The organism is Agrococcus sp. GW821-FHT14H11 (assembly GCF_058803545.1).
This window is the reverse complement of record NZ_JBXAPA010000001.1, coordinates 154215-180188: the sequence shown is the minus strand read 5'-3', so window position 1 is coordinate 180188 and position 25974 is coordinate 154215. Positions and strand designations below refer to the sequence as shown.

The following is a 25974-nucleotide window of genomic DNA, read 5'->3' as shown; positions in this document are numbered from 1 at the left end:
CCATGCAGTACATGCTCATCATGCGCGCGGACGACGACGCCGTCGCCACGTATCGCGAGATCCCCTTCGAGCAGGTCATCGAGGCGATGGGGAAGTACAACGAGTCGATGATGGAGGCGGGCGTGCTCATCGCCGGCGAGGGCCTGTCGGATGCCTCGGAGGGCTTCGTCGTCGACTTCTCGGCCGACCCGCCGCTCGTCACCGACGGCCCGTACGGGGAGACGAAGGAGCTGTTCAACGGCTTCTGGATCCTCGAGGTGTCGTCGAAGGAGGAGGCCGCGGAGTGGGCGAGCCGCTGCCCGCTCGGCCCCGGCGCGAGGCTCGAGGTGCGACGCGTGACCGGCCCCGAGGACTTCCCGGCCGACAACGAGTGGGTGCAGAAGGAGGAGGGCTGGCGCGAGGAGCAGGCGGCCCGCAAGGCCGCGGACGCGCCCGGCGGCGTCGCGGGCTGAGGGGCCGGCGAGGAGCGGCTCATGCAGTTCATGCTCATCATGCGCGACGAGGACGCCGCGGCCGTCGAGCGACGCGACGCGCCCTTCCAGGCGATGCTCGAGCGGATGGGCCGGTACAACCGGGCCATGGCCGACGCGGGCGTGCTCGTCAGCGCGCAGGGCCTCGCGAGCCCCGGCACCGGCATCGTCGTCGACTTCTCCGCCGACCCGCCGCTCGTCACCGACGGCCCCTACGGCGAGACGAAGGAGCTCTGCAACGGCTTCTGGGTGATCGACGTGCCCTCGCGCGACGCCGCGGTCGAGTGGGCGAGCCGGGCACCGCTCGGGCCCGGCACGAAGCTCGAGCTGCGGCGGGTGCACGGCGAGGAGGACCTGCGCCGGTGACGGAGCCGGCGACCGGTGACGACCGGGCGCGGCGGGCCGACGACTCGGCCCGCCGCGCCGTCGTCGCCGTCTGGCGCATCGAGTCGGCGCGCATCGTCGCGACGCTCACGCGCTTCACGGGCGACTTCGCGCTCGCCGAGGATCTCGCGCAGGAGGCGCTCGCGGATGCGCTCGTGCAGTGGCCCGCGCAGGGCGCGCCCCGGAACGGTGCGGCCTGGCTCACCGCGGTCGCGAAGCGCAAGGCGATCGACCACTGGCGCCGGCGCGAGCGCTACGACGACCGCCTCGCCGCGATCGCCCACGACCTCGAGCGCGCCGAGCACGAGGAGGCGGATGCGGTGCCCTGGGATCCGGACGCGATCGACGACGACGTGCTGCGGCTCGTGCTCACCGCGTGCCACCCGGTGCTGAGCCCGCAGGCGCGCGTCGCCCTCACCCTGCGCGTCGTCGCGGGCCTCGAGACCGCCGAGATCGCGCGCGCCTTCCTCGTGCCCGTGGCGACGATCCAGCAGCGGATCGTGCGCGCGAAGCAGGCGCTCGCCGAGGCGCGCGTGCCGTTCGAGACGCCCGCCCGCGCCGAGCGGGCGCAGCGGCTGGGGGCGGTGCTCGGCGTCGTCTACCTCATCTTCACCGAGGGGCACGCCGCGACCGCCGGCGACGAGTGGATGCGGCCCGACCTCGCCCGCGAGGCGGTGCGGCTCGCGCGCATCCTCGCCGCGCTGCAGCCGGAGGAGCCGGAGGTGCACGCGCTGCTGGCGCTGCTCGAGCTCACCGCCGCCCGCTTCCCGGCGCGCGTGGGCGCCGACGGCGAGCCGGTGCTGCTCGCCGACCAGGACCGGCGCCGCTGGGATCGCGCGGCGATCCGCCGCGGGCGTGCGGCGCTGCGCCGGGCGGAGGGGTTCGGCCGCGGCCTCGGCCCGTACGGGCTGCAGGCGGCCATCGCCGAGTGCCACGCTGTCGCATCCGACGTCGCCTCGACCGACTGGGCGCGCATCGTCGCCGCCTACGACGGGCTGCTGCAGCTGTCGCCGTCGCCGGTCGTGGCCCTCAACCGGGCCGTCGCCGTGTCGATGGCGGAGGGGCCGGCGGCGGCGCTCGCGATCGTCGACGCGCTCGCGGGGGAGCGGGCGCTCAGGGCCGGCCACCTGCTGCCGTCGGTGCGCGGCGAGCTGCTCGCGCGCCTCGGGCGCGACGCGGAGGCACGGGAGGCGTTCGCGCTCGCGGCGGAGCGGGCGCAGAACGCCCGCGAGCGCGCCGTGCTGCTCGCGCGGGCGGCCGCGGGGCGCTGAGCCCGGGCCGTCCGCCGAGGGCCGCCCGCGCCAGCCCGCCCGCGGCGACCGGGGCGGCGGCGACTACCCTGGGAGCGTGACGATCGGAACCCAGCCCGCCCTGACCGAGGAGCGCATCCAGCAGCTCCGCGGCGACTTCCCGATCCTCGCCGAGCAGCCCGCGGGAGTGCCGCTCGTCTACCTCGACTCCGGCGCGACGAGCCAGCAGCCGCGGCAGGTGCTCGAGGCCGAGTGGGCCTTCCGCACCCGGCACAACGCGGCCGTGCACCGCGGCGCGCACACCCTCGCGTCGCTCGCGACCGACGACTACGAGTCGGCCCGCGACCGCGTCGCGCGCTTCGTCGGCGCCCGCCCGACCGAGATCTCCTGGGCGATGAACGCCACCGACGCGCTCAACACGGTCGCGCTGTCGCTCGCCGAGGCCAACCGGGCCGGCGACGTCGACCCGGCGCTGCGCATCCGCGAGGGCGACGAGATCCTCGTCACCGAGGCCGAGCACCACGCCAACCTGCTGCCCTGGCAGCGGCTCGCCGACGAGACCGGCGCGCGGCTGCGCTGGGTGGAGGTCGACGACGACGGGGTGTGGACGGCGGATGCGGCGCTCGCGCTCATCACAGAGCGCACGCGGGTCGTCGCGGTCGCGCACGTCTCGAACGTCACGGGCCTCATCGCGCCGGTCGAGCCGATCGTCGCCGCCGCGCACGCGGTCGGCGCGCTCGTCGTGCTCGACGCGTGCCAGTCGGTGCCGCACCGCCGGGTCGACCTCGGCGCGCTCGGCGTCGACGCCGCCGCGTTCAGCGGCCACAAGATGCTCGGCCCCGGCGGCATCGGCGTGCTCTACCTCGCCGAGCGCCTCGGCGCCGCGCTGCCGCCTGCGCGCGTGGGCGGCTCGATGATCACGACCGTGACGATGACCGAGCGCGAGTTCCTCCCCGCGCCGCAGCGCTTCGAGGCCGGCACGCAGCCGGTGTCGGCGATCGTGGGCCTCGCCGCCGCGGTCGACTACCTCGAGGGCGTCGGCATGGCGGCGATCGAGGCGCACGAGGTCGCGCTCGGCGAACGGCTCGCGGCCGGTGCCGTCGCGATCGAGGGCGTGCGGCTCGTGGGGCCGCCGCCCGGCGTCGAGCGCGCGGGGCTCGCGAGCGTCGTCGTCGACGGCGTGCACGCGCACGACGTCGGCCAGGTGCTCGACGCCGCGGGCATCGCGGCGCGCGTCGGCCACCACTGCGCCCAGCCCCTGCACCGCCGCCTCGGCGTCGCCGCGACGACCCGCGCATCCACCTACCTCCACACGACCGAGGCCGAGGTCGACCGGTTCCTCGACGTGCTCTCGACCGTGCGCGGCTACTTCGGGGCGGGGCGAGCATGAGCGATCCGCTGGCGGGGCTCTACCAGGAGCTCATCCTCGAGCACGCGAAGCGGCGCGAGGGGGAGGGTGCGCTCGAGCCGTTCGACGGCGAGCGCTTCCTGCGCAACCCCACGTGCGGGGACGAGATCCGGCTGCGCGTGCGGCTCGACGGCGACGCGATCGGCGCGCTCGGCTGGGAGGGTCAGGGCTGCTCGATCTCGCAGGCGTCGGCGTCGGTGCTCGCCGAGCTCGCGCCCGGCCTCGCGATCGCCGACGTGCGCTCGCGCATCGAGGCGCTGCGCGAGCTGCTGCGCTCGCGCGGCGCGGTCGAGCCCGACGAGGCGGTGCTCGGCGACGCGGTCGCGTTCGCCGGGGTCGCGAGGTTCCCGATGCGGGTGAAGTGCGCGATGCTCGCGTGGGTCGCGCTCGAGGAGGCGCTCACCGAGCTCGGGCGCTGACGCCGAAGCCTCCTGCGCGCGAGCGGCATGCATGCTGTGGTTCGCTGTCTGATAGCACCAGAGGAGGTCTGCCATGTCCCGCACCATGACGATCGGCGAGCGCGTGGGGCGCGTCGCCGGCACCTGGTTCCCGCTCATCGTCCTCGCCGCCGGCGCGATCGCGATCCTCGTCCCGCAGGTCTTCCTGCCGATCGGGCCGTGGATCAACACGCTGCTCGGCATCATCATGCTCGGCATGGGCCTCACGCTGCAGCCGGTCGACTTCGCCGTCATCGCCAAGAAGCCCAAGGCCTTCGCCGTCGGCGTCGTGGCGCAGTACGTCGTCATGCCGCTCGCCGCGATCGGGCTCGCGCTCGCCTTCCAGCTGCCGCCCGAGCTGCTCGTCGGCGTCGTGCTCGTCGGCTCGGCGCCCGGCGGCACCGCCTCCAACGTGATGGTCTACCTCGCCAAGGGCGACACCGCGCTCTCGGTGGCGATGACGACCGCCTCCACGCTGCTCGCGCCGGTGCTCACGCCGCTGCTCGTGCTGTGGCTCGCCGGCTCCTACCTGCCGGTCGACGCGTGGGGCCTGTTCCAGTCGATCATCATGATCGTGCTGCTGCCGGTGATCGCCGGCCTCGTGCTGCGGATGCTGCTGCCGAAGGTCGTGCGGGCCATCCTGCCGTGGCTGCCGCTCGTGTCGGTCATCGGCATCACCCTCGTCGTGCTCGCGGTCGTCGCCGGCTCCGCCGCGACGATCCTCTCGGTCGGCCTGCTCGTCGCGCTCGTCGTCATCCTCCACAACGGCATCGGCTACGGCCTGGGCTTCCTCGCCGCGAAGGCCGTGGGCCTCGACGAGAGCGCCCGCCGCGCCGTCGCGATCGAGGTCGGCATGCAGAACTCGGGCCTCGCCGCGGGACTCGCCCGCACCCACTTCACGCCCGAGTCGGCGCTGCCGGCAGCCATCTTCTCCGTCTGGCACAACGTGTCGGGCTCGCTGCTGGCCTCGTACTGGTCGCGGCGCCCGCCGAAGGGCGCGGCCTCGACGACGCCCGCGCTCGACGACCAGCCGGTCGCCAGCTGAGGCATCCGCTCCGCGTCCCGCACGCTCCCGCCCCGCCCCGTCGCCCCGCTGTGGGCGGCGGGGCGTAGCGTTGCCCCATCGACTCCGAGGAGGCCGCGATGGCGCTGCGCTGGTATTCGAACGTGATCGAGACGACCGATGTCGTGCGGCTGGCCCGTTGGTGGGCCGACGCGCTCGACTGGGACGTCATCTACGAGACCGACGACGAGTCGGTGGTGATCCCGAAGTGGGCGCAGGAGCTCGGCGAGCGGCTGACGTTCCACCAGTTCCCGCCCGGGCTCGTCTTCGTGCGCGTCGACCACGAGAAGGCGACGAAGAACCGCATCCACATGGATCTCGCGCCGCACACGAGCGACGACCGCGACGCCGAGATCGCCCGGCTCGAGGGGCTCGGCGCACGTCGCATCGATGTCGGCCAGGGGCCAGACGTGTCGTGGACGGTGCTCGCCGACATCGATGGGAACGAGTTCTGCGTGCTGTCGTCGCGGGAGCAGTGAGGGCATGAGGAAGGGCCCCCGGGGTGTGCCGGGGGCCCTTCCTGCGGAGCGGGAGATCTCGATACGCGTGCGACTTCGTCGCGCGCTCCTCGATCTAGCGTCCTCCGCGCTGAACTTCGCTGCGCGAAGTTGAGCGCTCCGGACGCTAGTTGTTGCCGCGGAGGATCGCGATGATGCGCAGGATCTCGACGTAGAGCCAGATGATCGTCATCGTCAGGCCGAACGCCGCCGACCAGCCGTACTTCTTGTGCACGCCGCGCTTCACGCCCAGCTCGATGCCCTCGAAGTCCATGACGAGCGAGTACGCGCCGAGCAGCACCGCGAGGCCGCCGAGCAGCACGCCCCACGGGATGCCGAAGATCGGGCTCGGCGCCGAGCGCATGCCGAAGGCGAGGTCGCCCGTGGCGCCGAAGAGCATCATGCCGAAGTTGACCAGCGAGAACAGGCCGTAGCCGATCAGCACGATGAAGAAGATCTTGTTCATCCGCGGCGACGTGCGCACGATGCGGAACGCGTAGAGCGCGAGCGTCGCGGCGATCACGCAGGCGGTCGCGAGCAGCGCCTGGAAGATGATGCCGTCGAGGCCCATGCCGAACTCGAGCAGGCCCGAGAAGCCGCCGAGGAAGAGGCCCTGGGCGCCGGCGTAGGCGAGCACGAGCGCCGGGCTCGGCTCCTTCTTGAAGATGTTGACGAGCGCCAGCACGAAGCCGACGAGCGCGCCGCCGTAGGTGAGCACGTAGAAGGGCAGCGAGGTGCCCGTCATCAGCAGCATGCCGAGCGTCACGATGAAGCCGAGCGCGGTGACGCCGAGCGTGACCACGGTCTTCGTGATGACGCCCTCGTAGGTCAGCCGCTCGGTCTCGAGCGGCGACGCCGCCGGCCGGTTGAACTGCTGGTCGAGCTGGTCGGGCGAGGGCTGGCCGTAAGGGGCCTGGCCGTACTGCATCGGCTGCCCGTAGGGCTGCTGGCCGTACTGCTGCTGACCGAAGGGCTGCTGGCCGTACTGCTGCTGGCCGTAGGGCGCCTGCTGGCCACCGGGAGCAGCCTGCGCGGCGCGCTGGGTGTTCTCGGTGAACGCGGGCGAGTTGCGGAACGCCGGGTTGCCTGCCAAGGGAAGGTCTCCTGTTCGAGAAGGTCGAGCTGCCGCCGCATGGGCGGACACGTTCAGCGTAGCGACGGATGCCCAGATCTCCCTGTGGATCCGGGCATGTTCGCGCCAGGCGCAGGCCGTTCACCCGCACCGCGCCGATCGTTCACCCGCGCGCCCTAGCCTGGCGCCGTGCAGCCCACTCGACTCATCGCCCACCGGGGCGCGTCCGGCTGGGCGCCCGAGCACACCGAGACGGCCGTGCGGCTGGCCGCGCGGCTCGGCGCCGACGCGGTCGAGCCCGACCTCGTCGCCACCCGCGACGGCGTGCTCGTCGTGCGGCACGACAGCGAGCTCGGCTCCACCACCGACATCGCCGACCGGCCGGAGCTCGCCGACCGGCGCCGCACGCAGACGATCGACGGCGAGGAGGTCGCCGGCTGGTTCGTCGAGGACTGCACCTGGGCCGAGGTCGCCACGCTCCGCGCCCGGGAGCGCCTGCCGCGGCTGCGCCCGCTCGGCGCGCTGCGCGAGGGCCGCGAGGGCGTGCTCCGCTTCAGCGACCTGCTCGCGATCGCCGACGAGACGGGGCTCGACGTGGTGGCCGAGCTCAAGCACGCGAGCCACCACGCCGCGCTCGGGCTCCCGCTCGACGCGCTGCTGGCGGATGCGGTGGCCGGCACCCACTGGGCGGGCGACGGGCGGCTGACGGTCGAGTCGTTCGAGGAGGGCGTCCTCCACGAGGTGCGCGACCGCGGCGTCGAGGCGCGCCTCGTCTACCTGATGGGGGAGGGCGGCACCGCCGCCGACCTCGTCGGCCGCGACGGCGCATCCGCCCCCACGTACGCCGAGCAGCGCGGCGACGCGTCGCTCGCCGAGCTCGCCCGGCGCGTCGACGCGATCAGCGTCGACAAGGCGGTGCTCTTCGACCGGTCGGACGGCGCGCTGCGCGCGAGCGACCTCGTCGAGCGCGCCCGCGCCGTCGGCCTCGGCACCATCGCCTGGACGCTGCGGCCCGAGAACGCCTTCCTCGAGGCCGAGCACCGGCTCGGCGAGCACCCGGCCGCGTGGGGCGACTGGACGACCGAGTGGCGCATGCTCGCATCGCTCGGCCTCGAGGCGGTCTTCGCCGACCACCCCGACCTCTGGCGCCGCCTCGAGGCGTAGCCGGCGCATCCGACGACGCCGGCCCGGCCCGGCGCGTCACCGGCCCCTCGTAGACTGGTCTGCTGATGAGCGATCTCTGGGGACTGGGCGACGAAGGCTTCGACTCGGTCCAGCGACCCTCGCCGATCGGGCCGCGCGGCGACGCCGTGCCCGAGCACCTGCTCGAGGGGCTGAACCCGCCGCAGCGCGAGGCCGTGCTGCACCGCGGGCCCGCCCTCCTCATCGTCGCCGGCGCCGGCTCCGGCAAGACGCGCGTGCTCACCCACCGCATCGCCGGCCTGCTCGCGACCCGCGAGGCGTGGCCGAGCCAGATCCTCGCGATCACCTTCACGAACAAGGCCGCCGCCGAGATGCGCGAGCGCGTCCACAGCCTCATCGGCGAGGAGGCGAGCGGCATGTGGATCCGCACGTTCCACTCCGCGTGCGTGCGCATCCTGCGCCGCGAGGCCGAGGAGTTCGGCTTCAAGCAGTCGTTCACGATCTACGACTCGGGCGACGTGCGGGCGCTGATCAAGCGGCTCATCAAGGAGCGCGGCGCCGACATCCAGGGCCTCACGCCCGGCGGCGTCTCGGCGCGCATCTCGAAGGCCAAGAACGAGCTGCACGACGTCGACTCGTGGGCGCGCACGGCCAACCTCGAGAACCCGCTCGACCAGGCGTTCCTCGAGCTCTGGCGCGACTACGACCGCGAGCTGCGGCGGGCCAACGCCTTCGACTTCGACGACCTCATCTCGCAGACGGTCTTCCTCTTCCGCGCGTTCCCGCACGTCGCCGCCCAGTACCGCAAGCGCTTCCGGCACATCCTCGTCGACGAGTACCAGGACACCAACGCGGCGCAGTACGCGCTCATCCGCGAGCTGACGCAGCCCGTCACGCGCGCCGACCTGCCCGACCTGCGCAGCGACCTGCCGGGCGCCTCGCTCACGGTCGTGGGCGACTCCGACCAGTCGATCTACGCCTTCCGCGGCGCCGACATCCGCAACATCACCGACTTCGAGCGCGACTTCGCCGGCGCCCGCGCGATCCTGCTCGAGCAGAACTACCGCTCGACGCAGAACATCCTCTCGGCCGCCAACGCCGTCATCGGCAACAACTTCGACCGGCGCGAGAAGCGGCTCTGGACCGATTCGGGCGACGGGGCCAAGATCGTCGGCTTCACCGGCTACTCGGGCCACGACGAGGCGCAGTTCGTCGCCGACGAGATCGTCGAGCTCACCTCGGGCGGCATGGCCTACAGCGACATCGCCGTCTTCTACCGCACCAACGCCCAGACGCGCGCGCTCGAGGAGGTGCTCATCCGCACCGCCATCCCCTACAAGGTGATCGGCGGCACGAAGTTCTACGAGCGCGCCGAGATCAAGGACGCGATGGCGTACCTGATCACCGTCGCGAACCCCGCCGATCCGCTGAGCCTGCGGCGCATCATGAACGTGCCCAAGCGCGGCATCGGCCCCGCGACCGAGGCGGCGCTGCAGGCGTTCGCCGACGAGCACGGCATCACGCTGCGGGATGCGCTGCGGCGCGTCGACGAGATCGCCCTCGGCCCGAAGGTGGCCGCGGCCATCAAGGATCTGGCGGCGCTGCTCGACCACTGGAGCGAGCGGCCCGAGGCCGACCCGGGAGAGGTGCTGCGGGATCTGCTCAGCCGCTCCGGCTACACCGACCAGCTGCGCCGCTCGCCCGACCCGCAGGACGCCGCGCGGCTCGAGAACGTCGAGGAGCTCGTCGCGGTGACGCGCGAGTACCGCCGCCAGAACCCGGGCGGCAACCTCATCGACTTCCTCACCGAGACGGCGCTCGTCGCCGCCGCCGACGAGCTCGACGACTCGGGCGGCCAGGTCTCGCTCATGACGCTGCACACGGCGAAGGGGCTCGAGTTCGACGCGGTGTTCATCACCGGCGTCGAGGAGGATCTGCTGCCGCACCGCATCTCGGCGAACGAGCCCGGCGGGCCCGCCGAGGAGCGGCGGCTGTTCTACGTGGGCATCACGCGCGCGCGGCAGCGGCTGCACCTGTCGCTCGCGATGACGCGCGCGCAGTTCGGCGAGGTCAACCCCGCGGTGCCGAGCCGGTTCCTCGAGGAGATCCCGGCCGAGCTGGTCGACTGGCGCACGCTGCCGACGACGATGCGGCCGGCGCCCGCGCAGCGCGCCGTGGGGCGCTGGAGCGACGGGCCGCGCGAGTCGTTCGTGACGGGCTTCCGCGACCCGAAGCCGCTCCCGAAGGGCAAGGGCACCTTCGCCAACACCATCACCGAGGTGCGCGACAACTCGGCCCTCGAGCTCTCGCCCGGGGACCGCATCCGCCACAAGGACTTCGGCGAGGGGCGCGTGCAGGCGGTCTCGGGCGCGGGCGCGAAGCGCATCGCCGAGGTGCAGTTCGACCAGGTGGGGCGCAAGCGGCTGCTGATCAAGATCGCGCCGATCGAGCTGCTCTGAACCATGGTCTCGACTCGGGCGGCCGCCTCCGGCGGCAGCCCGGCTCGACCAGCGGGAGGGCGGCGGCCCGGCTCGACCGGCGGGAGGGCGGCGGCTACAGCGCCTGCGTCACCAGCAGCACCATCGCCACGAGGGTGAGCGCCGCGGCGCCCACGATGAGCGGGCGGAACCGGCGCGCCATCGTGCGCGGCGGCCGGTCGTCGTCGAAGCGCTCGAAGTAGGGGTCGAGCTCGGGCGGGACGCGGTCGTGCTCGTGGCGCTGCTCCTGCATGCGCCCCAGCCTCCCACGAGACGATCAGCGACGCACAGGCAGCGCCGGACTATGGTGCGAAGCATGCGTCGACTGGTCGGAGCGAGCGGCATCGCAGCGCTCGCGCTCGCCCTCGCGGGCTGCGGCCTCACCGTGCCCTCCGACCCCGACGGCACCCTCGAGACCGTCTCGGGCGGCGTGCTCGAGGTGGGCGTGACGCCCAACCCGCCGTTCACCGAGATCGACGACGCCGACGACGAGGAGCCGTCGGGCACCGAGGTGACGCTCGTCGAGTCGTTCGCGGCGTCGATCGACGCCGAGCTCTCGTGGACGGTCGGCAGCGAGGAGGACCTCGTGCGCCAGCTCGAGGAGGGCGACCTCGACCTCGTCATCGGCGGCATCACCGAGCAGACGCCCTGGGCGGCGCACGCCGCGCCGACGCGCGCCTACGCACAGGCGCTGCAGCCCGACGGCTCGACCACCGGCGTCGTCATGCTCACGCCGATGGGCGAGAACGCCTTCCTCGCCGCCCTCGAGCAGCACCTCGACGAGGCGGCGCCATGAAGCGCATCGGCCGCACCGAGCTGCCCCCGGCCCAGGAGCAGGCGCTCCGCAAGGCGCGCCTCGTCGAGTGGCTGAGCCTCGGCTACGCCGCGATCGCGATCACGCTCGTCGGCCTCGTGATGGGCGGCTCGCAGGCGATGCGCACGGCGTGGATCGAGGACATGCTCTCGACCGTCCCGCAGCTCGCGTTCCTCATCGCCCTCGCGGTCATCCGCCGCCCGCCGAGCCAGAAGCATCCGTACGGGTACCACCGGGCGATGGGCATCGGCCACCTCGTCGCCGGCGTCGCGCTCTTCGCCGTCGGGGCGACCCTCGCGTTCGACGCGATCAGCGGGCTCGCCTCGCTCGAGCACCCGTCGATCGGCACGGTGCGGCTCTTCGGCACCACGATCTGGCTCGGCTGGCTCATGGTCGGCACGATGCTGCTCATCTCGGCGCCGCCCGTGATCCTCGGCATCGTCAAGATGCGGCTCGCGAAGCAGCTGCACAGCAAGCTGCTGCACGCCGACGCCGACATGATGCGCGCCGACTGGACGACGCACGCCGGCTCGATCGTGGGCGTGCTGGGCGTCGGCCTCGGCATCTGGTGGCTCGACGGCGCAGCCGCCCTGTTCATCTCGGCCGGCATCATCTGGGACGGCGTGAAGAACACCCGCGCCTCGGTGCTCGACCTCATGGACATGCGCGCGACGACCGTCGACCAGTCGGAGCCCGACCCGCTCATCGTCCGCATCGAGGACACGCTGCGGCGGCTGCCGTGGGTGCGGGATGCGGCCAGTCGCGTGCGCGACGAGGGGCACGTGTTCCACGTGGAGGCGTACGTCGTGCCGCTGCGGCGCAAGGTCAAGGTGGAGGACGTCGACCGCGCGGTCGCGCAGGTCACCGCGCTCGACTGGCGCGTGCAGGACGTCACGATCGCGGTCATGGGCCGGCTGCCGTCGCCGGAGGCCGAGCGGCGCGACGACGACCGCCCCGACGACGGAGCCGCCGCGCCGGAGTGATCCGGGCGGCGGCTCCGAGGCGGCTCGCTACGCGTCGCGGTCGCGATCCGGGTCGCGACCCGGGCCGGGCTCCGCGTCCGGGTCGGCGCCGCCGCGCTGCAGCGGCACCGCGCGGGTCGACAGCCGGCCGCGGTCGAGCTCGGGGTGCGGCTCGTGCGACTCGATCTCCTCGTCGACCGCGGCGATCGTGGTCGTGTCGATCGAGGGCAGCGCGGCCTCGAAGCGCGCGCGGCGGCGCTTGAGCCACAGCGCGAGCGCGATGATGAGCGCGAGCAGCGCGTAGGCGACGATCGAGAACGGGCTGTGCACGAGGTAGGCGGGGTCGCCCTGGCCGATCTGCATGGCCTTGCGCAGCTGCTCCTCGGCCATCGGGCCCAGGATCGCGCCCACCACGAGCGGCGCGATCGGGAAGCCGAGCCGCCGCATGAAGAAGCCGAGCACGCCGAGCACGAGCAGCACCGCGATGTCGAAGACGGTGAAGTTCGCCGCGTAGGCGCCGAGCCCGGCGAAGACGAGGATGCCCGCGTAGAGGTAGGGGCGGGGGATCTGCAGGAGCTTCACCCACATGCCCACGAGCGGCAGGTTGAGCACGAGCAGCATCGCGTTGCCGATGAAGAGGCTCGCGATGAGCGCCCACACGAGCGCCGGCTGCGTGTCGAACAGGCGCGGGCCCGGCTGGATCCCGTACGTCTGGAAGGCGCTCAGGATGATCGCCGCGGTCGCCGTCGTCGGGATGCCGAGCGTCAGCAGCGGCACGAGCACGCCCGCGGCCGCCGCGTTGTTGGCCGACTCCGGACCCGCGACGCCCTCGATCGCGCCCTTGCCGAACTGCTTCCGGTACTCGCCCTTCGCGAGGCTCCGCTCGGTCGCGTAGGAGAGGAAGGTCGCGACGTCGGCGCCGCCGGCGGGGATCGAGCCGATCGGGAAGCCGATGCCGGCGCCCCGCAGCCACGGCTTCCACGACCTCGCCCAGTCGGAGCGGCGCATCCACGTGCGCCATCCGCGCGTGATGGGGATGATCGGGATCTCGCCGTTGCGCAGGCGGGAGCCCACGTACAGGGCCTCGCCGAGCGCGAAGAGGCCGACCGCGACGAGCACGACGTCGATGCCGTCGCCGAGCTGCGGGATGCCGAGCGTGAAGCGCGCCTGCCCGGTGAGCGAGTCGACGCCGATGAGGCCGATGAAGAGGCCGATCGACAGCGACACCATGCCGCGCCAGGCGCTGTCGCCGAGCAGCGCGCCGACCGTGAGGAACGCGATCACCATGAGCGCGAAGTAGTCGGATGGGCCGAGGCTGACCGCGAGGCGGGCGACGGTGGGTGCGAGGAGCGTCAGCAGCACCGTGGCGATCGTGCCCGCGACGAACGAGCCGATCGCGGCGGTGGCGAGCGCCGCCGCGCCGCGGCCGGCGCGCGCCATCTTGTTGCCCTCGAGGGCGGTGACGATCGACGCGGACTCGCCGGGGGTGTTGAGCAGGATCGACGTGGTCGAGCCGCCGTACATGCCGCCGTAGTAGATGCCGGCGAAGACGATGAACGCCGCGGTCGGCTCGAGCGCGTACGTGATGGGCAGCAGGAGCGCGACCGTCATCGCCGGCCCGATGCCGGGCAGCACGCCCACGGCGGTGCCGAGCAGCACGCCGAGCAGCGCGTACAGCAGGTAGACGGGCTGGAGCGCGGTCGCGAAGCCCTCGAGCAGCAGGGTCCAGGTGTCCATCAGAGGCCGATCCAGGAGGTCAGGGTGCCGGTGGCGGGCAGCGAGAGGCCGAGCAGCGTGCCGAACACGAGCTGCGTGACGACGCCGAGGGCGAGACCGATCGCGGCGGCGAGCCACCAGCGCTTCGCGCCGAGGGCGAGCGAGGCGCCGGTGAAGAGGATGGCGACGCCGAGGGGCCAGCCGAGGTGGGGGATGGTGAGCATGAGCGACAGGAAGCTCAGCACGACGATGCCGGTCGAGCCCCACGAGGTGCCGTGCTTCAGGTCGATGTCCTCGCCCTCCTCGGCGTGCCCGAAGCGGCCGCGGAGCTGGCCGACGAGCACCACGAGCGACGAGAGCAGCAGCAGGCCGCCGACGGCGTACGGCACGACGCGCGCGCCGAGCGTGTTGGTCGATCCCGGGGGCTCGCGGATGGTGGTGGTCGAGATGAGCACGGCGATCGCCAGCACCACGAGCAGCCCGACGAAGACCATCGCCTCGATGCGGGCCGAGCGCGCCGCGGCCGACGCACCCGTGGGTGCGCCGGCCGGGGCGGTGCTCATTCGATCAGGCCGATCGTGCGCAGCGTCTCCTGGGTGAGCGTGATGTCGTCGGCGAGGAACGCGTCGAACTCGTCGCCCGGCATGAACGCATCCGTCCAGCCGTTGGTCTCGAGCGTCTCGGTCCACGCGTCCTGCTCGTGCAGCTGCGTGACGAGGTCGACGAGCGCCGTGCGCTCCTCGTCGGTGATGCCGCCCGGGGCGATCACGCCGCGCCAGTTCGTGAGCGTCACGTCGATGCCCTCGTCCTGGATCGTCGGCACGTCGGGCAGCGCCTGCGCGGGCTCCTCGCTCGAGACGGCCAGGGCGCGCAGGTCGCCCGAGAGCACCGACTCCGAGAACTCGCCGACGCCCGAGATGCCGGCCTGCACGGTGCCGCCGAGCAGCATCGTGAGCGCCTCGCCACCGCCGGAGTTGGCGACGTAGTTGAGCGTGGTCGGGACCTCTGCCGCGTCGACGCCGGCCTCGGTGAGGAGCAGTCCCGCGAGGATGTGGTCGATGCCGCCGGCGGAGCCGCCGGTGACCGCGAGGCCCTGGCCCTCGGCGACGATCGCGTCGACCAGGTCCTGCAGGCTCTCGTAGGGAGAGTCGGCCGGCACGACGATGACGAGCGGCTCCTCGGTGAGCTTCGCGATCGGCGTCATGTCCTCGATGCGCACCTCGGAGGCGTTCGTCTCCACGGCGCCGACCATGACGGAGCCGGTGATCATGAGCGTGTTCGGGTCGGTCTCGGTCGCGAGGCTCGCGAGGCCGACGGTGCCGCCAGCGCCGCCGATGTTCTCGACCGGCGCCGAGCTGACGAGGTCGGTGTCGGTCAGCACCTGGCCGATGGCGCGGGCGGTCTGGTCCCAGCCGCCGCCCGGGTCGGCGGGGGCGATGACGCTGACCTCGGTGACGGCGGCCGGCGCCTCGCCCTCGGCGCCGCCGGTCGAGGCGGGGGCGCCGCCGGACGAGCAGGCGGCGAGCGCGAGCGCTGCAGCCCCCGCGAGGCCGATGCGGACGATGGTGCTGGTGCGCGTGCTGGGCGCGGTGCGTGGGTGCATGGATCGCACGTCTCCTCCTTGAGCGCCCGGCGCCGTGCCGGGTCGCGATCTGGGGGCGACGCTAGCGGCGACGGATGCCCGGTGCGCGGTTGTGGTCGATGTGCACGTTTCGGTCGTTTCGGTCGCCCGCCGCGGGAGCCAGCGCGCGCCTATCCTGAGGGCATGGGGCGGGCGATGACGCTGCGGACGCAGCTGGTGCTGCTGCAGAGCGCCATCATGCTCGTCGTCATCGTCGGCTCCGGCGTCGCCGCCGCCTGGGTGCAGGAGCGCGCGATCCGCGACGCCTACCTCGACCGCATGGTGGGCGTCGCCTCGTCGGTGGCGCAGCTGCCGTCGGTGGTCGACGCGTTCGACGATCCCGACCCCGCCGAGGTCATCCAGCCGATCGCCGAGACGGTGCGCGTCGCATCCGCCGTCACGTACGTCGTCGTCACCGACGTCGCGGGCGTGCGCTACTCGCACCCGAACCCCGACCGCATCGGCGAGGTCGTCTCGACCGACCCGACCGCCGCGCAGTCGGGCGAGCGGTTCGTCGGCACGCAGACCGGCACGCTCGGCACCTCGTGGCGCGTGAAGGTGCCCGTGCACGACGCCGACGGTCAGGTGATCGGCCAGGTCTCGGTGGGCATCCTCGAGGCCGAGCTGCACGCCGACTGGCTCGGCAGCATCTGGGTGCTCGCGCTGTGCCTCGCCGCGGCCGCCGTCGTCGGCGTGCTGCTCGCGAGCTGGGCCGCGTCGCTCGTGCGCCGGCGCATCCACGGCGTCGAGCCCGACGAGATCAAGTCGATGCTCGAGACCCGCAACGCGACCCTGCACGGCATCGGCGAGGGCCTCGTGGTGCTCGACGAGCGGGCGACGATCGCGCTCTGCAACGACGCGGCGCTGCGGCTGCTGGGGCGCGAGGGCGACGAGCTCGCGGGCGTGCCGGTCGCCGAGGTGCTCGACGCGCGGCTCGAGCCGCTGCTGGCCGACGCGGGCGAGCAGCAGCTCGTGCTCGCCGGCGAGCGCGTGCTCGTCGCGCGCGCCGACCCCGTGGTCGTCGACGGCCGCACGGTCGGCACCGTGCTCATCCTGCGCGACCGCACCGAGCTCGACGCGGCGCTGCGCGACCTCGCGGGCGCGCAGGGCATGACCGAGACGCTGCGGGCGCAGCAGCACGAGTTCGCCAACACGCTGCACACGCTCGGCGGCCTGCTCGAGCTCGGCGAGGCCGACGCGGCGATGCAGGTCATCGCTCGCGCGGGCGCCGGCGGGGCGCTGTCGTCGCTCGCGCCCGCCGAGGGCGTGCTCGACCTCGAGGTCGCGGCGCTGCTGCTCGCCAAGCGGGCGCAGGCGCGCGAGCACGGCGTCGAGCTGGCGGTCGCGCCCGGGTCGACGCTGCGCCCCGCCGCGTCGACGGCGGGCTCGAGCGACTGGGTGACGGTGCTCGGCAACCTCATCGACAACGCGGTGGATGCGTCGGGCGGCGGGCGCGTGCAGGTCGCGATCGCCGACGACGACACCGATGCCGGCCGGGTCGTCACGATGGCGGTCGACGACGACGGTCCCGGCGTGCCCGAGGAGCGGCGGCAGCGCATCTTCGACCTCGCCGTCTCGACGAAGACGCACGCCGCCGGCCTCACCCGCGGCTACGGGCTGACGCTCGTGCGCCGCGTCGCCGAGCGGCTCGGCGGCGACGTGCGGGTCGAGACGTCGCCGCTCGGCGGCGCGCGCTTCGTCGCGACGCTGCCGGTCGACCGCAGCGAGGTGCCCGCGTGAGGCCGCTGCGCGCGCTGATCGTCGAGGACGACAAGGCGGTCGCGATCGTCACCCGCGGCTTCGTCGAGCGCCACGGCGGGTTCGTCGTCGCGGGGGAGGCCGCCACCGGGCGCGACGCGCTCGAGGCGATCGAGGCCGTGCGCCCCGACCTCGTGCTGCTCGACGTGCACCTGCCCGACGCATCCGGCATCGAGGTGCTGCGCGTCGCCCGCGCGCGCGGCTTCGCGGGCGAGGTGGTCGCGGTCACCGCTGCGCGCGACCTCGAGACCGTGCGCGCGGCGCGCGCGTTCGGCGTGCGCCACTACCTCGTGAAGCCGTTCGGGCTCGAGGCGATGCGGGAGCGGCTCGAGGCGATCCGCGCCGAGATCGAGCGGGCGGAGGCGCACGGGCCGCGCGCGCTCGACCAGCGCGCGGTCGACGCGATGCTGCAGCCGTCCGAGCGCTCGGCGAAGCCGGCGCCGGCGGGGTCGCAGCTCACCCTCGACCGCGTCGCGGCGCTGCTCGACTCGATCGGCGCCGACGTGAGCGCGGCGGAGGTGGGGGAGCGGCTCGGGATGTCGCGGGTGAGCGCCCGCCGCTACCTCGAGCGGCTCGTCGTCGACGGCGCGGCCGAGGTCGCGCCCCGCTACGGCGGCACCGGGCGCCCCGAGCTGCGGTACACCGCGCGCCGCTGAGCGGCGGCGGCCCGCCGCGCTAGTGCACGGGCGTGCCGACGAGCGTGCCGATCAGCCAGGTCGCGGCGAGCGCGAGGATGCCGCCGAGCAGCACCCGCAGCATGCCGATGCGCTTGCCGGAGCCGCCGATCCGTGCCGAGACGACGCCCGTGACGAGCAGCGCCAGCACCGTCGCGACGACGATCGGCCAGGGCATCCACGCCGCGGGCGCGACGAGCGCCGCGACGAGCGGCACGAGCGAGCCGAGCGTGAACGCGACCGCCGAGGACGCCGCTGCAGACCAGGGGTTGTTGAGGTCGTCGGGGTCGAGCTTGTACTCGACGTCGAGGTGCGCGCGCAGCGGATCGGCCTCGGTGAGCTCGACCGCCACCTGGTGCGCGGTCGCCGGGGCGAGGCCGCGCGCCTCGTACATGTGGGCGAGCTGGTCGATCTGCCCCTCGGGGTTGCTCTCGAGCTCGGCGAGCTCGCGGCGGATCGCCGCGCGCTCGCTGTCGCGCTGCGACGAGACCGAGACGTACTCGCCGACCGCCATCGAGAAGGCGCCCGCGACGAGCGCGGCGACGCCCGCCGTGAGGATGCCGCCGATGCCCGTGCCGGCGCCGGCGACGCCGACCATGAGCGCCGACGTCGACACGATGCCGTCGTTCGCGCCCAGCACGCCGGCGCGCAGCCAGTTGAGCTTCGACGCCATCGACTCGACCGGCGGGGGCAGGTCGGGACGGCGCTGCATCGCGGGATCCATGGTTCCTCCTGGGTCCATCGTCGGCGGTCGCCGGGACCCCCGCAAGCAAGGCGAGGCTCGTGCGATTCCGGCAAGAAACCCGAATCTTCGGGCTTCGGCGGGCCGAAAGCGGCGGGGGCGGCCTCCGCCGGAGGGCTAGGCTTGCCCAGGCGAATCCCCCACCCACACACGGATTGGATGACGCGTGGATCTCTACGAGTACCAGGCAAGGGACCTGTTCGAGCAGCACGGCGTGCCCGTGCTGCGAGGCATCACCGCCGACACCCCCGAGCAGGCCGAGGCAGCAGCCACGGAGCTCGGCGGCGGTGTCGTCGTGGTGAAGGCGCAGGTCAAGACCGGCGGCCGCGGCAAGGCCGGCGGCGTGAAGCTCGCGAAGAGCCCCGCCGAGGCGAAGGCCGCGGCGGAGGCCATCCTCGGCCTCGACATCAAGGGGCACACGGTGCACCGCGTGATGGTCGCCGAGGGTGCATCGATCGAGGAGGAGTACTACTTCTCCGTGCTGCTCGACCGCGCCAACCGCTCGTACCTCGCCATGTGCTCGTACGAGGGCGGCATGGAGATCGAGCAGCTCGCCGAGGAGCGCCCCGAGGCGCTCGCGAAGGTCGAGGTCGACCCCGCCGTCGGCATCGACGCCGCCAAGGCCGAGGAGATCGTGCGCGCCGCGAGCTTCCCCGAGGAGCTCGTCGCCAAGGTCGCCCCCGTGCTCGTGCAGCTCTACGGCGTCTTCGCCGCCGAGGACGCCACGCTCGTCGAGGTCAACCCGCTCGTGCTCACCGCGGGCGGCGACGTCATCGCGCTCGACGGCAAGGTCACGCTCGACGAGAACGCCGCGTTCCGCCACCCTGCGCACGCCGACCTCGAGGACAAGGCCGAGGCCAACCCGCTCGAGGCGAAGGCCAAGGCCGCCGACCTCAACTACGTCAAGCTCGACGGCCAGGTCGGCATCATCGGCAACGGCGCGGGCCTCGTCATGTCGACGCTCGACGTCGTCGCGTACGCCGGCGAGCAGTTCGGCGGCGTGAAGCCCGCGAACTTCCTCGACATCGGCGGCGGCGCATCCGCCCAGGTCATGGCGGCGGGCCTCGACGTGATCCTGGGAGACGCGGACGTCAAGAGCGTCTTCGTCAACGTCTTCGGGGGCATCACGGCGTGCGACGAGGTCGCCAACGGCATCGTGAAGGCGCTCGAGATCCTCGGCGACGAGGCCTCGAAGCCGCTCGTCGTCCGACTGGACGGCAACAACGTCGAGGAGGGCCGACGCATCCTCGCCGAGGCGAACCACCCGCTGGTGACCGTCGTCGGCACCATGGACGAGGCAGCGGCCAAGGCCGCCGAGCTGGCTGCGGCATAGGAGAGCAGAAGATGTCGATCTACCTCAACAAGGACAGCAAGGTCATCGTCCAGGGCATCACCGGCGGCGAGGGCTCCAAGCACACCGCCCGCATGCTCGCGGCCGGCACCCAGGTCGTCGGCGGCGTCAACGCGCGCAAGGCCGGCACGACCGTCACGCACACCGCGAAGGACGGCTCCGAGGTCTCGCTGCCGGTCTTCGGCTCGGTCGCGGAGGCGATGGCCGAGACCGGCGCCGACGTCTCGATCGTCTTCGTGCCGCCGGCCTTCGCCAAGGACGCATGTCTCGAGGCCATCGACGCGGGCATCGGCCTGCTCGTGGTCATCACCGAGGGCATCCCCGTGCAGGACTCCGCCGAGTTCTGGGCGCACGCGAAGGCGAAGGGCACGACCCGCATCATCGGCCCGAACTGCCCCGGCATCATCACGCCGGAGGAGTCGCTCGTCGGCATCACGCCGGCGAACATCACCGGCAAGGGCCCGATCGGCCTGGTGTCGAAGTCGGGCACGCTGACGTACCAGATGATGTTCGAGCTGCGCGACCTCGGCTTCTCGACCGCCATCGGCATCGGCGGCGACCCGGTCATCGGCACGACGCACATCGACGCGCTCGAGGCCTTCGAGGCCGACCCCGAGACGAAGGCGATCGTGATGATCGGCGAGATCGGCGGCGACGCCGAGGAGCGCGCGGCCGACTACATCAAGGCGCACGTGACGAAGCCGGTCGTCGGCTACGTCGCCGGCTTCACCGCGCCCGAGGGCAAGACGATGGGCCACGCAGGTGCGATCGTCTCGGGCTCGTCGGGCACCGCCGAGGCGAAGAAGGTGGCCCTCGAGGCCGCCGGCGTGAAGGTCGGCAAGACGCCGTCCGAGACCGCCCGCCTCATGCGCGAGGTCATCGAGTCGCTCTGACGTGAGCGCTCGCGGAGGGCCCCGGCTGCGGCCGGGGCCCTCCGTCATGCCGGCGTGCGGATGCGGGGGCTAGGGTGGGCGCACCTGACGCGAGCACGGAGGACGACATGAGCCATCACGACGACCACCAGCACGACCACCAGCACGACGCGGGCGACGACGGCACGAGGAAGCCCGGCGGCCTCGGCGACGAGGGCACCATCCCGAACGACCCGGACGGCCTCGGCGCGACGACGACCGACGAGGAGTCGACGTTCGAGCCCGAGGAGGACGAGCAGGCGGGCCCCGACCTGCCCTCGCGCTAGCGCCGGCGGCATCGGACGCTCGCGCGAGCGCCCGGTGCGGGTGCAGAGTGGGCGCATGACCATCCTCTGCGCGACGTGCGGCGTCGAGACCGGCGAGCCGCTCCCCGAGACCTGCGCCATCTGCGCCGACGAGCGGCAGTGGGTGCCGCTGCACGGGCAGATCTGGACGAGCACCGGCGAGCACGCCGAGCGCGGGATGCGCATCGACCTCGTCGAGGACGAGCCGGGCCTGTGGGCGCTCACCTCCGACCCGGCTGTCGGCATCGGGCAGCGGTCGCTGCTCGTGCAGACGCCCGAGGGCAACCTGCTGTGGGATCCGCTCGGCACGATCACGGATGCGGCGGTCGAGCAGGTGCAGGAGCTCGGCGGCCTCGCGGTCGTCGCGGCCTCGCACCCGCACATGTTCGGCGTGCAGTGCGCGTGGGCCGACGCGCTCGACGCGCGCGTGCTCGTGAACGCGCGCGACGCGTCCTGGGTGCAGCGCGAGCATCCGCGCGTCGAGCAGTGGGACGACGAGCTCGAGGTGCTCCCCGGCGTGCGGCTCATCCGCATGGGCGGGCACTTCCCCGGCGCGGCGGTCGTGCTGTGGGAGCAGGGCAGCGACGGGCACGGCTCGCTGCTGGCGGGCGACACGATGCAGCCGAAGCCCGACCGCGCGAGCGTCGGCTTCATGCGGTCGTACCCGAACAACATCCCGCTGTCGGCGGGCGTCGTGCGGCGGCTGGCCGACCAGGCGGCGACGCTGCGCTTCCGGCGCATCTACGGCAACATCGGCGGGCAGGTGATCGACGACGGCCCCGCCGCGATCGCCCGCAGCGCCGAGCGGCACATCGCCTGGGTGACGGGCGAGCACGACGACCTCACGTAGGGCGCCGCGCTGCACCCGCCGCGTCGAGTGGGGCGGATGCGCCCGTCTGGGGCCGGCGCGCCCACCACGCTCGGGCGCATCCGCCCCGCTCGACGACGAAGGGCCCGGCCGGAGCCGGGCCCTTCGAGCGCTGCGTCAGCGCAGCGGCGCGAGGATCGCGTTCAGCGACGCGCTCGGGCGCATCGCCGCGTCGGCGAGCTCGGCGTCGACGCGGTAGTAGCCGCCCAGCTCGACCGGGCTGCCCTGCACGTCGAGCAGCTCCTGCTCGATCGTCGCCGTCTGCGCGACGAGCTGCTCGGCGACCGGCCCGAACGTGGCCGCGAGGTCGGCGTCGTCGGTCTGCGCCGCGAGCTCCTCGGCCCAGTAGCGCGCGAGCCAGAAGTGGCTGCCGCGGTTGTCGATCTCGCCGACCTTCCGCGACGGCGACCTGTTCTCGTTCAGGAAGGTGCCCGTCGCCGCGTCGAGGGTCTCGGCGAGCACGCCCGCGCGGGCGTTGCCGGTCGTCTCGGACAGGTGGCGGAACGACTCCGCGAGCGCCATGAACTCGCCGAGCGAGTCCCAGCGCAGGTGGTTCTCCTCGACGAGCTGCTGCACGTGCTTCGGCGCCGAGCCGCCGGCGCCGGTCTCGAACAGGCCGCCGCCGTTGAGCAGCGGCACGACCGACAGCATCTTCGCGCTCGTGCCGAGCTCGAGGATGGGGAACAGGTCGGTGTTGTAGTCGCGCAGCACGTTGCCCGTGACCGAGATGGTGTCCTCGCCGCGCCGGATGCGCTCGATCGAGAGCTTCGTCGCCTCGACCGGGCTGAGGATCGTGATCTGGAGCCCGTCGGTGTCGTGCTTCGCGAGCTCCTCCTCGACCTTCTTGATCAGCTCCGCGTCGTGCGCGCGCGCCTTGTCGAGCCAGAAGACCGCGGGCGTCGACGAGGCGCGGGCGCGCGTCACCGCGAGCTTCACCCAGTCGCGCACCGGCACATCCTTCGTCTGGCAGGCGCGCCAGATGTCGCCGGCCTCGACGTCGTGCGCCATGAGCACCTCGCCGGACGAGCTCACGACCTCGACCCGGCCTGCCCGTTCGATGCGGAACGTCTTGTCGTGCGAGCCGTACTCCTCGGCCTTCTGCGCCATGAGGCCCACGTTCGGCACCGAGCCCATGGTGGTGGGGTCGAAGGCGCCGTTGGCCTGGCAGTCCTCGATGACGACCTGGTAGATGCCCGCGTAGGAGGAGTCGGGGATCACGGCGAGCGTGTCGGCCTCCTCGCCGTCCGGGCCCCACATGTGGCCGGACTGGCGGATCATCGCCGGCATCGACGCATCCACGATCACGTCGGAGGGCACGTGCAGGTTCGTGATGCCGCGGTCGGAGTTCACCATCGCGAGGCGCGGGCCGTCGGCGAGGCCCTGCTCGATCGCCTGGCGGACGCCCGCGGCGGTCGACTCGTCGAGCTCCGACAGGCCGGAGAGGATCGAGGCGAGGCCGTTCTCGGCCGAGAGGCCCGCGGCCTCGAGCTGGGCGCCGTAGCGCTCGAAGACGGCGGGCAGGAACGCGCGCACGACGTGGCCGAAGATGATCGGGTCGGAGACCTTCATCATGGTCGCCTTCAGGTGCGCCGAGAACAGCACGTGCTCGTCGCGGGCGCGCTGCACCTGCTCGGCGAGGAACGCGTCGAGCGCCTTCGCGCTCATGAACGTCGCGTCGACGATCTCGCCCTCGAGCACCGCGAGGCCGTCCTTCAGCACCGTCGTCTCGCCGTCGGCGACGAGGCGGATCTGGAGGGTGTCGGCGGCCGGCATCGTGACCGACTGCTCGTTGGCGCGGAAGTCGTCGGCGCCCATCGTGGCGACGGCGGTCTTCGAGTCGTCGGCCCACGCGCCCATCGAGTGGGGGTGCTTGCGGGCGTACTCCTTCACCGAGCGGGGCGCGCGGCGGTCGGAGTTGCCCTCGCGCAGCACGGGGTTGACGGCGGAGCCCTTGACGGAGTCGTAGCGGGCGCGGATGTCGCGCTCGTCGTCGGTCGTGACCTCGTCCGGGTAGTCGGGGAGGGCGATGCCCTGCGACTGCAGCTCGGCGATCGCGGCCTTCAGCTGCGGCACCGATGCCGAGATGTTGGGCAGCTTGATGATGTTGGCCTCGGGCGTCTTGGCGAGCTCGCCGAGCTCTGCCAGCGCATCCGCCTCCTGCTGGTCGGCCGGCAGGCGGTCGGCGAACGACGCGACGATGCGCCCGGCGAGCGAGATGTCGCGGCGCTCGACCTCGACGTCGGCCGCGGCAGCGAATGCCTCGACGATCGGGAGGAACGAGTGCGTCGCGAGCATCGGCGCCTCGTCGGTGTACGTGTAGATGATCTTGGCCATGCGGCTCGAACCCCTTGCGGTCTCGGAATGGCGGCGGCCGCGAGTGCGTGCGCGGGCCGCGCCGTGCGGCTCCAACCTACCGCGACCTCGCTCGGGCGGCGCGCGGCGGGGCAGCCCCGACGAGGGCGGATGCGTCGATACAGTTGCCAGCCGTGAGAACAGGGCCCGCAGTGCGCCGCCTGTGGGCCGGGATCGGCCAGGCGGTGGAGTCGGCCGCCATCGTGGCGGTCGGCATCGTGCTGTGCGCGCTCGTGCTGCTCGCCGTCTGGGGCATCGACCAGGGCTTCGCCGGCGACCCGTCCGCGCAGTGGCGCGTCGCGGTGGACGCGTGGCTGCTCGGCCACGGCGTCGCGATCGGCGTGACGCTCGGCACCGACGCGATCGTCGCGGTGGGCATCGAGGAGGCCGGGAGGCCCTTCGTGCTCAGCCTCGGCGCGTGGGGGATCGGGCTCATCACCTTCTGGCTGCACTGGCGCAGCGGCCGCCGGCTCGCCGAGCTGCCGCTGATCGAGACCGGCATCGCCGTGGCGGCGGGCGCCCTCGCCACCGGTCTCGTGGGCCTCGGCGCCGCCGCGACGGCGACGCACGGCATCGCCGCGCCCAACCTCGGGCAGGCGTTCGCCCACCCGGCGCTCGTCGCGCTCGCGGGCATGCTCGCCGCGGTCCTCGCGGTGCACGGCCACGACTGGCTCGCCGCCGCCGCGCGCGGGCTCACGATCGAGGAGGGGTGGATGCGCGCCATCCGCACCGCCATCCGGTCGGGCCTGGGCGGCGCGGCCGGGGTGCTCGGCGCCGGCGCGCTCGTGCTCGGCGCGGGCCTCGTGCTGCGCTTCACCGACGGCATCCTGCTGATGGAGGCGCTGCAGGTCTCGCACGTGGGGGTCGTCGTGCTGTTCCTCGTGCAGCTGGCGCTCCTGCCCGTCGCGGTCGTGTGGGCCGCGTCATGGGCGATCGGGCCGGGCTTCATGATCGGCACCGGCTCGAGCATCTCGCCGCTCGGCACCGACCTGGGGCCGGTGCCGTCGCTCCCGCTCCTCGCCGCGATCGACCCCGAGGCGGCGCCCTGGATGCTCGCGGTGGTCGCCCTGCCCGTGCTCGCGGGCGTGCTCGTCGGGGTGCTCGCGCGCCAGACGATGCTCGCCGGCACGGCCGAGCGCCCGGTGCACTGGTGGGAGCTCGCGATCGCCGGCGTGGGCGGCGGCGTGCTCGCGGGGGCGCTGCTCGGCGTCGCCGCCATGCTCGCCACGGGCTCGGCGGGTCCCGGCCGCCTCGCCGAGACGGGGCCCGACGCGGTGCTCGTCGCGGCGTGGGGCGCGCTCGAGGTGGGCGCCGGGCTGCTGGTCGGCATGGCCGCGGGCGGCCGCGGCGCCGGGGCGCTCGCAGGCGTCGCGCTGCCGCTCGCCGGCGAGCGCGAGGGCTCGCGGGTGCGCGACCTCCTCGGCTTCGGCGCGGCGGATGCGCCCGACGCCCGCGACGAGGCGGCGGATCCGGCCGACGGTGGCGAGGGCGAGGCGGCGGATGCGTCGGCGGACGACGCGCCGGTCGTCGCGCCGAGCGCCGACGAGCAGGAGACCGCGGCGATCGCGCCGCTCGCGGATGCGCAGGAGACGGCGGCGATCGCGCCGCTCGCCGACTCCCGGGCCGAGCGCGCGGCCGACACCGAGCCCACCCATCCGGAGCCCGCGCCCGAGCAGGATCGTCCTGCGACGTAGGATGG

25 protein-coding genes are annotated in these 25974 nt (G+C 73.4%); 18 read left to right on the top strand and 7 right to left on the bottom strand.

All coding sequences use genetic code 11. The features are described 5' to 3' along the window. The first annotated feature begins 2 nt into the window (after window positions 1-2). The 7 genes from AC1RNL_RS00895 (at window position 3) to AC1RNL_RS00865 (ending at window position 5491) form a co-directional block, all read left to right on the top strand. Window positions 3-452 (top strand): YciI family protein, encoded by a 450-nt coding sequence (locus tag AC1RNL_RS00895; protein WP_492934179.1) that lies wholly within the window; start codon window positions 3-5, stop codon window positions 450-452. A gap of 21 nt (window positions 453-473) precedes the next feature. After that, window positions 474-836, top strand: coding sequence for a YciI family protein (locus tag AC1RNL_RS00890; RefSeq protein WP_492934178.1), 363 nt, complete (start codon window positions 474-476; stop codon window positions 834-836). Then, entirely contained in the window at window positions 833-2125 is a 1293-nt protein-coding gene (locus AC1RNL_RS00885; RefSeq protein WP_492934177.1) for an RNA polymerase sigma factor, read from the top strand. The genes AC1RNL_RS00890 and AC1RNL_RS00885 overlap by 4 nt, the downstream gene beginning before the upstream one ends. Window positions 2126-2201: 76 nt before the next feature. Beyond that, entirely contained in the window at window positions 2202-3494 is a 1293-nt protein-coding gene (locus tag AC1RNL_RS00880) for an aminotransferase class V-fold PLP-dependent enzyme (protein ID WP_492934176.1), read from the top strand. Continuing rightward, window positions 3491-3931 (top strand): Fe-S cluster assembly sulfur transfer protein SufU, encoded by a 441-nt coding sequence (sufU, locus tag AC1RNL_RS00875; protein ID WP_492934175.1) that lies wholly within the window; start codon window positions 3491-3493, stop codon window positions 3929-3931. Before AC1RNL_RS00880 ends, sufU begins: the two co-directional genes overlap by 4 nt. 73 nt (window positions 3932-4004) lie before the next feature. Then, entirely contained in the window at window positions 4005-4994 is a 990-nt protein-coding gene (locus AC1RNL_RS00870; RefSeq protein ID WP_492934174.1) for a bile acid:sodium symporter family protein, read from the top strand. 98 nt (window positions 4995-5092) lie between these two features. Beyond that, window positions 5093-5491: a VOC family protein gene (locus AC1RNL_RS00865; RefSeq protein ID WP_492934173.1), complete on the top strand. Its 399-nt coding sequence runs from the start codon at window positions 5093-5095 to the stop codon at window positions 5489-5491. A 145-nt stretch (window positions 5492-5636) separates the two neighbouring features. On the opposite strand, the gene AC1RNL_RS00860 is transcribed toward AC1RNL_RS00865, so the two are convergent. Then, the gene (locus AC1RNL_RS00860) at window positions 5637-6602 is read right to left on the bottom strand and encodes a Bax inhibitor-1/YccA family protein (RefSeq protein ID WP_192575845.1); all 966 of its coding nucleotides are present in this window, start codon (window positions 6600-6602) and stop codon (window positions 5637-5639) included. A gap of 168 nt (window positions 6603-6770) precedes the next feature. On the opposite strand from AC1RNL_RS00860, the gene AC1RNL_RS00855 reads away from it, so the two are divergent. After that, the gene (locus AC1RNL_RS00855; protein WP_492934172.1) at window positions 6771-7745 is read left to right on the top strand and encodes a glycerophosphodiester phosphodiesterase family protein; all 975 of its coding nucleotides are present in this window, start codon (window positions 6771-6773) and stop codon (window positions 7743-7745) included. A 65-nt stretch (window positions 7746-7810) separates the two neighbouring features. Next, window positions 7811-10183, top strand: a complete 2373-nt coding sequence (locus AC1RNL_RS00850) for an ATP-dependent helicase (protein WP_146355606.1) — start codon at window positions 7811-7813, stop codon at window positions 10181-10183. 94 nt (window positions 10184-10277) lie between these two features. On the opposite strand, the gene AC1RNL_RS00845 is transcribed toward AC1RNL_RS00850, so the two are convergent. Beyond that, on the bottom strand, window positions 10278-10454 hold the full coding sequence (locus tag AC1RNL_RS00845; RefSeq protein ID WP_164877197.1) for a hypothetical protein: 177 nt from the start codon (window positions 10452-10454) through the stop codon (window positions 10278-10280). Between the two features lie 63 nt (window positions 10455-10517). On the opposite strand from AC1RNL_RS00845, the gene AC1RNL_RS00840 reads away from it, so the two are divergent. Both AC1RNL_RS00840 and AC1RNL_RS00835 read left to right on the top strand, forming a co-directional pair. Next, on the top strand, window positions 10518-10997 hold the full coding sequence (locus AC1RNL_RS00840) for a transporter substrate-binding domain-containing protein (protein ID WP_240671413.1): 480 nt from the start codon (window positions 10518-10520) through the stop codon (window positions 10995-10997). Next, window positions 10994-11998: a cation diffusion facilitator family transporter gene (locus AC1RNL_RS00835; protein ID WP_492934171.1), complete on the top strand. Its 1005-nt coding sequence runs from the start codon at window positions 10994-10996 to the stop codon at window positions 11996-11998. Before AC1RNL_RS00840 ends, AC1RNL_RS00835 begins: the two co-directional genes overlap by 4 nt. A gap of 27 nt (window positions 11999-12025) precedes the next feature. On the opposite strand, the gene AC1RNL_RS00830 is transcribed toward AC1RNL_RS00835, so the two are convergent. The 3 genes from AC1RNL_RS00830 to AC1RNL_RS00820 are packed head-to-tail and all read right to left on the bottom strand — an operon-like array spanning window position 12026 to window position 15296. Beyond that, entirely contained in the window at window positions 12026-13714 is a 1689-nt protein-coding gene (locus tag AC1RNL_RS00830; protein WP_146355600.1) for a tripartite tricarboxylate transporter permease, read from the bottom strand. Beyond that, entirely contained in the window at window positions 13714-14256 is a 543-nt protein-coding gene (locus tag AC1RNL_RS00825; protein ID WP_492934170.1) for a tripartite tricarboxylate transporter TctB family protein, read from the bottom strand. Before AC1RNL_RS00825 ends, AC1RNL_RS00830 begins: the two co-directional genes overlap by 1 nt. Beyond that, window positions 14253-15296: a Bug family tripartite tricarboxylate transporter substrate binding protein gene (locus tag AC1RNL_RS00820; RefSeq protein WP_146355596.1), complete on the bottom strand. Its 1044-nt coding sequence runs from the start codon at window positions 15294-15296 to the stop codon at window positions 14253-14255. The genes AC1RNL_RS00825 and AC1RNL_RS00820 overlap by 4 nt, the downstream gene beginning before the upstream one ends. Window positions 15297-15458: 162 nt before the next feature. Between AC1RNL_RS00820 and AC1RNL_RS00815 the strand changes: the two genes are divergently transcribed. Further along, entirely contained in the window at window positions 15459-17054 is a 1596-nt protein-coding gene (locus AC1RNL_RS00815) for an ATP-binding protein (RefSeq protein WP_128190434.1), read from the top strand. Beyond that, complete coding sequence (locus AC1RNL_RS00810) at window positions 17051-17728, top strand: response regulator (RefSeq protein ID WP_492934169.1); 678 nt, start codon at window positions 17051-17053, stop codon at window positions 17726-17728. Before AC1RNL_RS00815 ends, AC1RNL_RS00810 begins: the two co-directional genes overlap by 4 nt. A gap of 19 nt (window positions 17729-17747) precedes the next feature. Here the strand turns inward: AC1RNL_RS00810 and AC1RNL_RS00805 are convergent, their stop codons facing one another. Continuing rightward, window positions 17748-18470, bottom strand: coding sequence for a VIT1/CCC1 transporter family protein (locus AC1RNL_RS00805; RefSeq protein WP_310122013.1), 723 nt, complete (start codon window positions 18468-18470; stop codon window positions 17748-17750). Between the two features lie 184 nt (window positions 18471-18654). Here AC1RNL_RS00805 and sucC point away from each other — a divergent pair, with 184 nt between their 5' ends. The 4 genes from sucC to AC1RNL_RS00785 all read left to right on the top strand — a co-directional run bounded on the left by sucC (window position 18655) and on the right by AC1RNL_RS00785 (window position 21905). Next, a complete protein-coding gene (sucC, locus tag AC1RNL_RS00800; protein ID WP_246990385.1) occupies window positions 18655-19821 on the top strand; it encodes an ADP-forming succinate--CoA ligase subunit beta in 1167 nt (388 codons plus the stop codon). 11 nt (window positions 19822-19832) lie between these two features. Further along, a complete protein-coding gene (gene sucD / locus AC1RNL_RS00795; protein ID WP_246990386.1) occupies window positions 19833-20732 on the top strand; it encodes a succinate--CoA ligase subunit alpha in 900 nt (299 codons plus the stop codon). Between the two features lie 107 nt (window positions 20733-20839). Next, window positions 20840-21037 carry a hypothetical protein gene (locus AC1RNL_RS00790; RefSeq protein ID WP_128190757.1) on the top strand — a complete coding sequence of 66 codons (198 nt, stop codon included), beginning with the start codon at window positions 20840-20842 and terminating at the stop codon, window positions 21035-21037. Window positions 21038-21092: 55 nt separating this feature from the next. Next, window positions 21093-21905 (top strand): MBL fold metallo-hydrolase, encoded by an 813-nt coding sequence (locus tag AC1RNL_RS00785; RefSeq protein ID WP_128190758.1) that lies wholly within the window; start codon window positions 21093-21095, stop codon window positions 21903-21905. Between the two features lie 135 nt (window positions 21906-22040). On the opposite strand, the gene AC1RNL_RS00780 is transcribed toward AC1RNL_RS00785, so the two are convergent. Next, on the bottom strand, window positions 22041-24257 hold the full coding sequence (locus tag AC1RNL_RS00780) for an NADP-dependent isocitrate dehydrogenase (RefSeq protein WP_128190195.1): 2217 nt from the start codon (window positions 24255-24257) through the stop codon (window positions 22041-22043). 152 nt (window positions 24258-24409) lie between these two features. Between AC1RNL_RS00780 and AC1RNL_RS00775 the strand changes: the two genes are divergently transcribed. Then, on the top strand, window positions 24410-25969 hold the full coding sequence (locus tag AC1RNL_RS00775; RefSeq protein ID WP_492934168.1) for a cell division protein PerM: 1560 nt from the start codon (window positions 24410-24412) through the stop codon (window positions 25967-25969). Window positions 25970-25974: the final 5 nt, after the last annotated feature.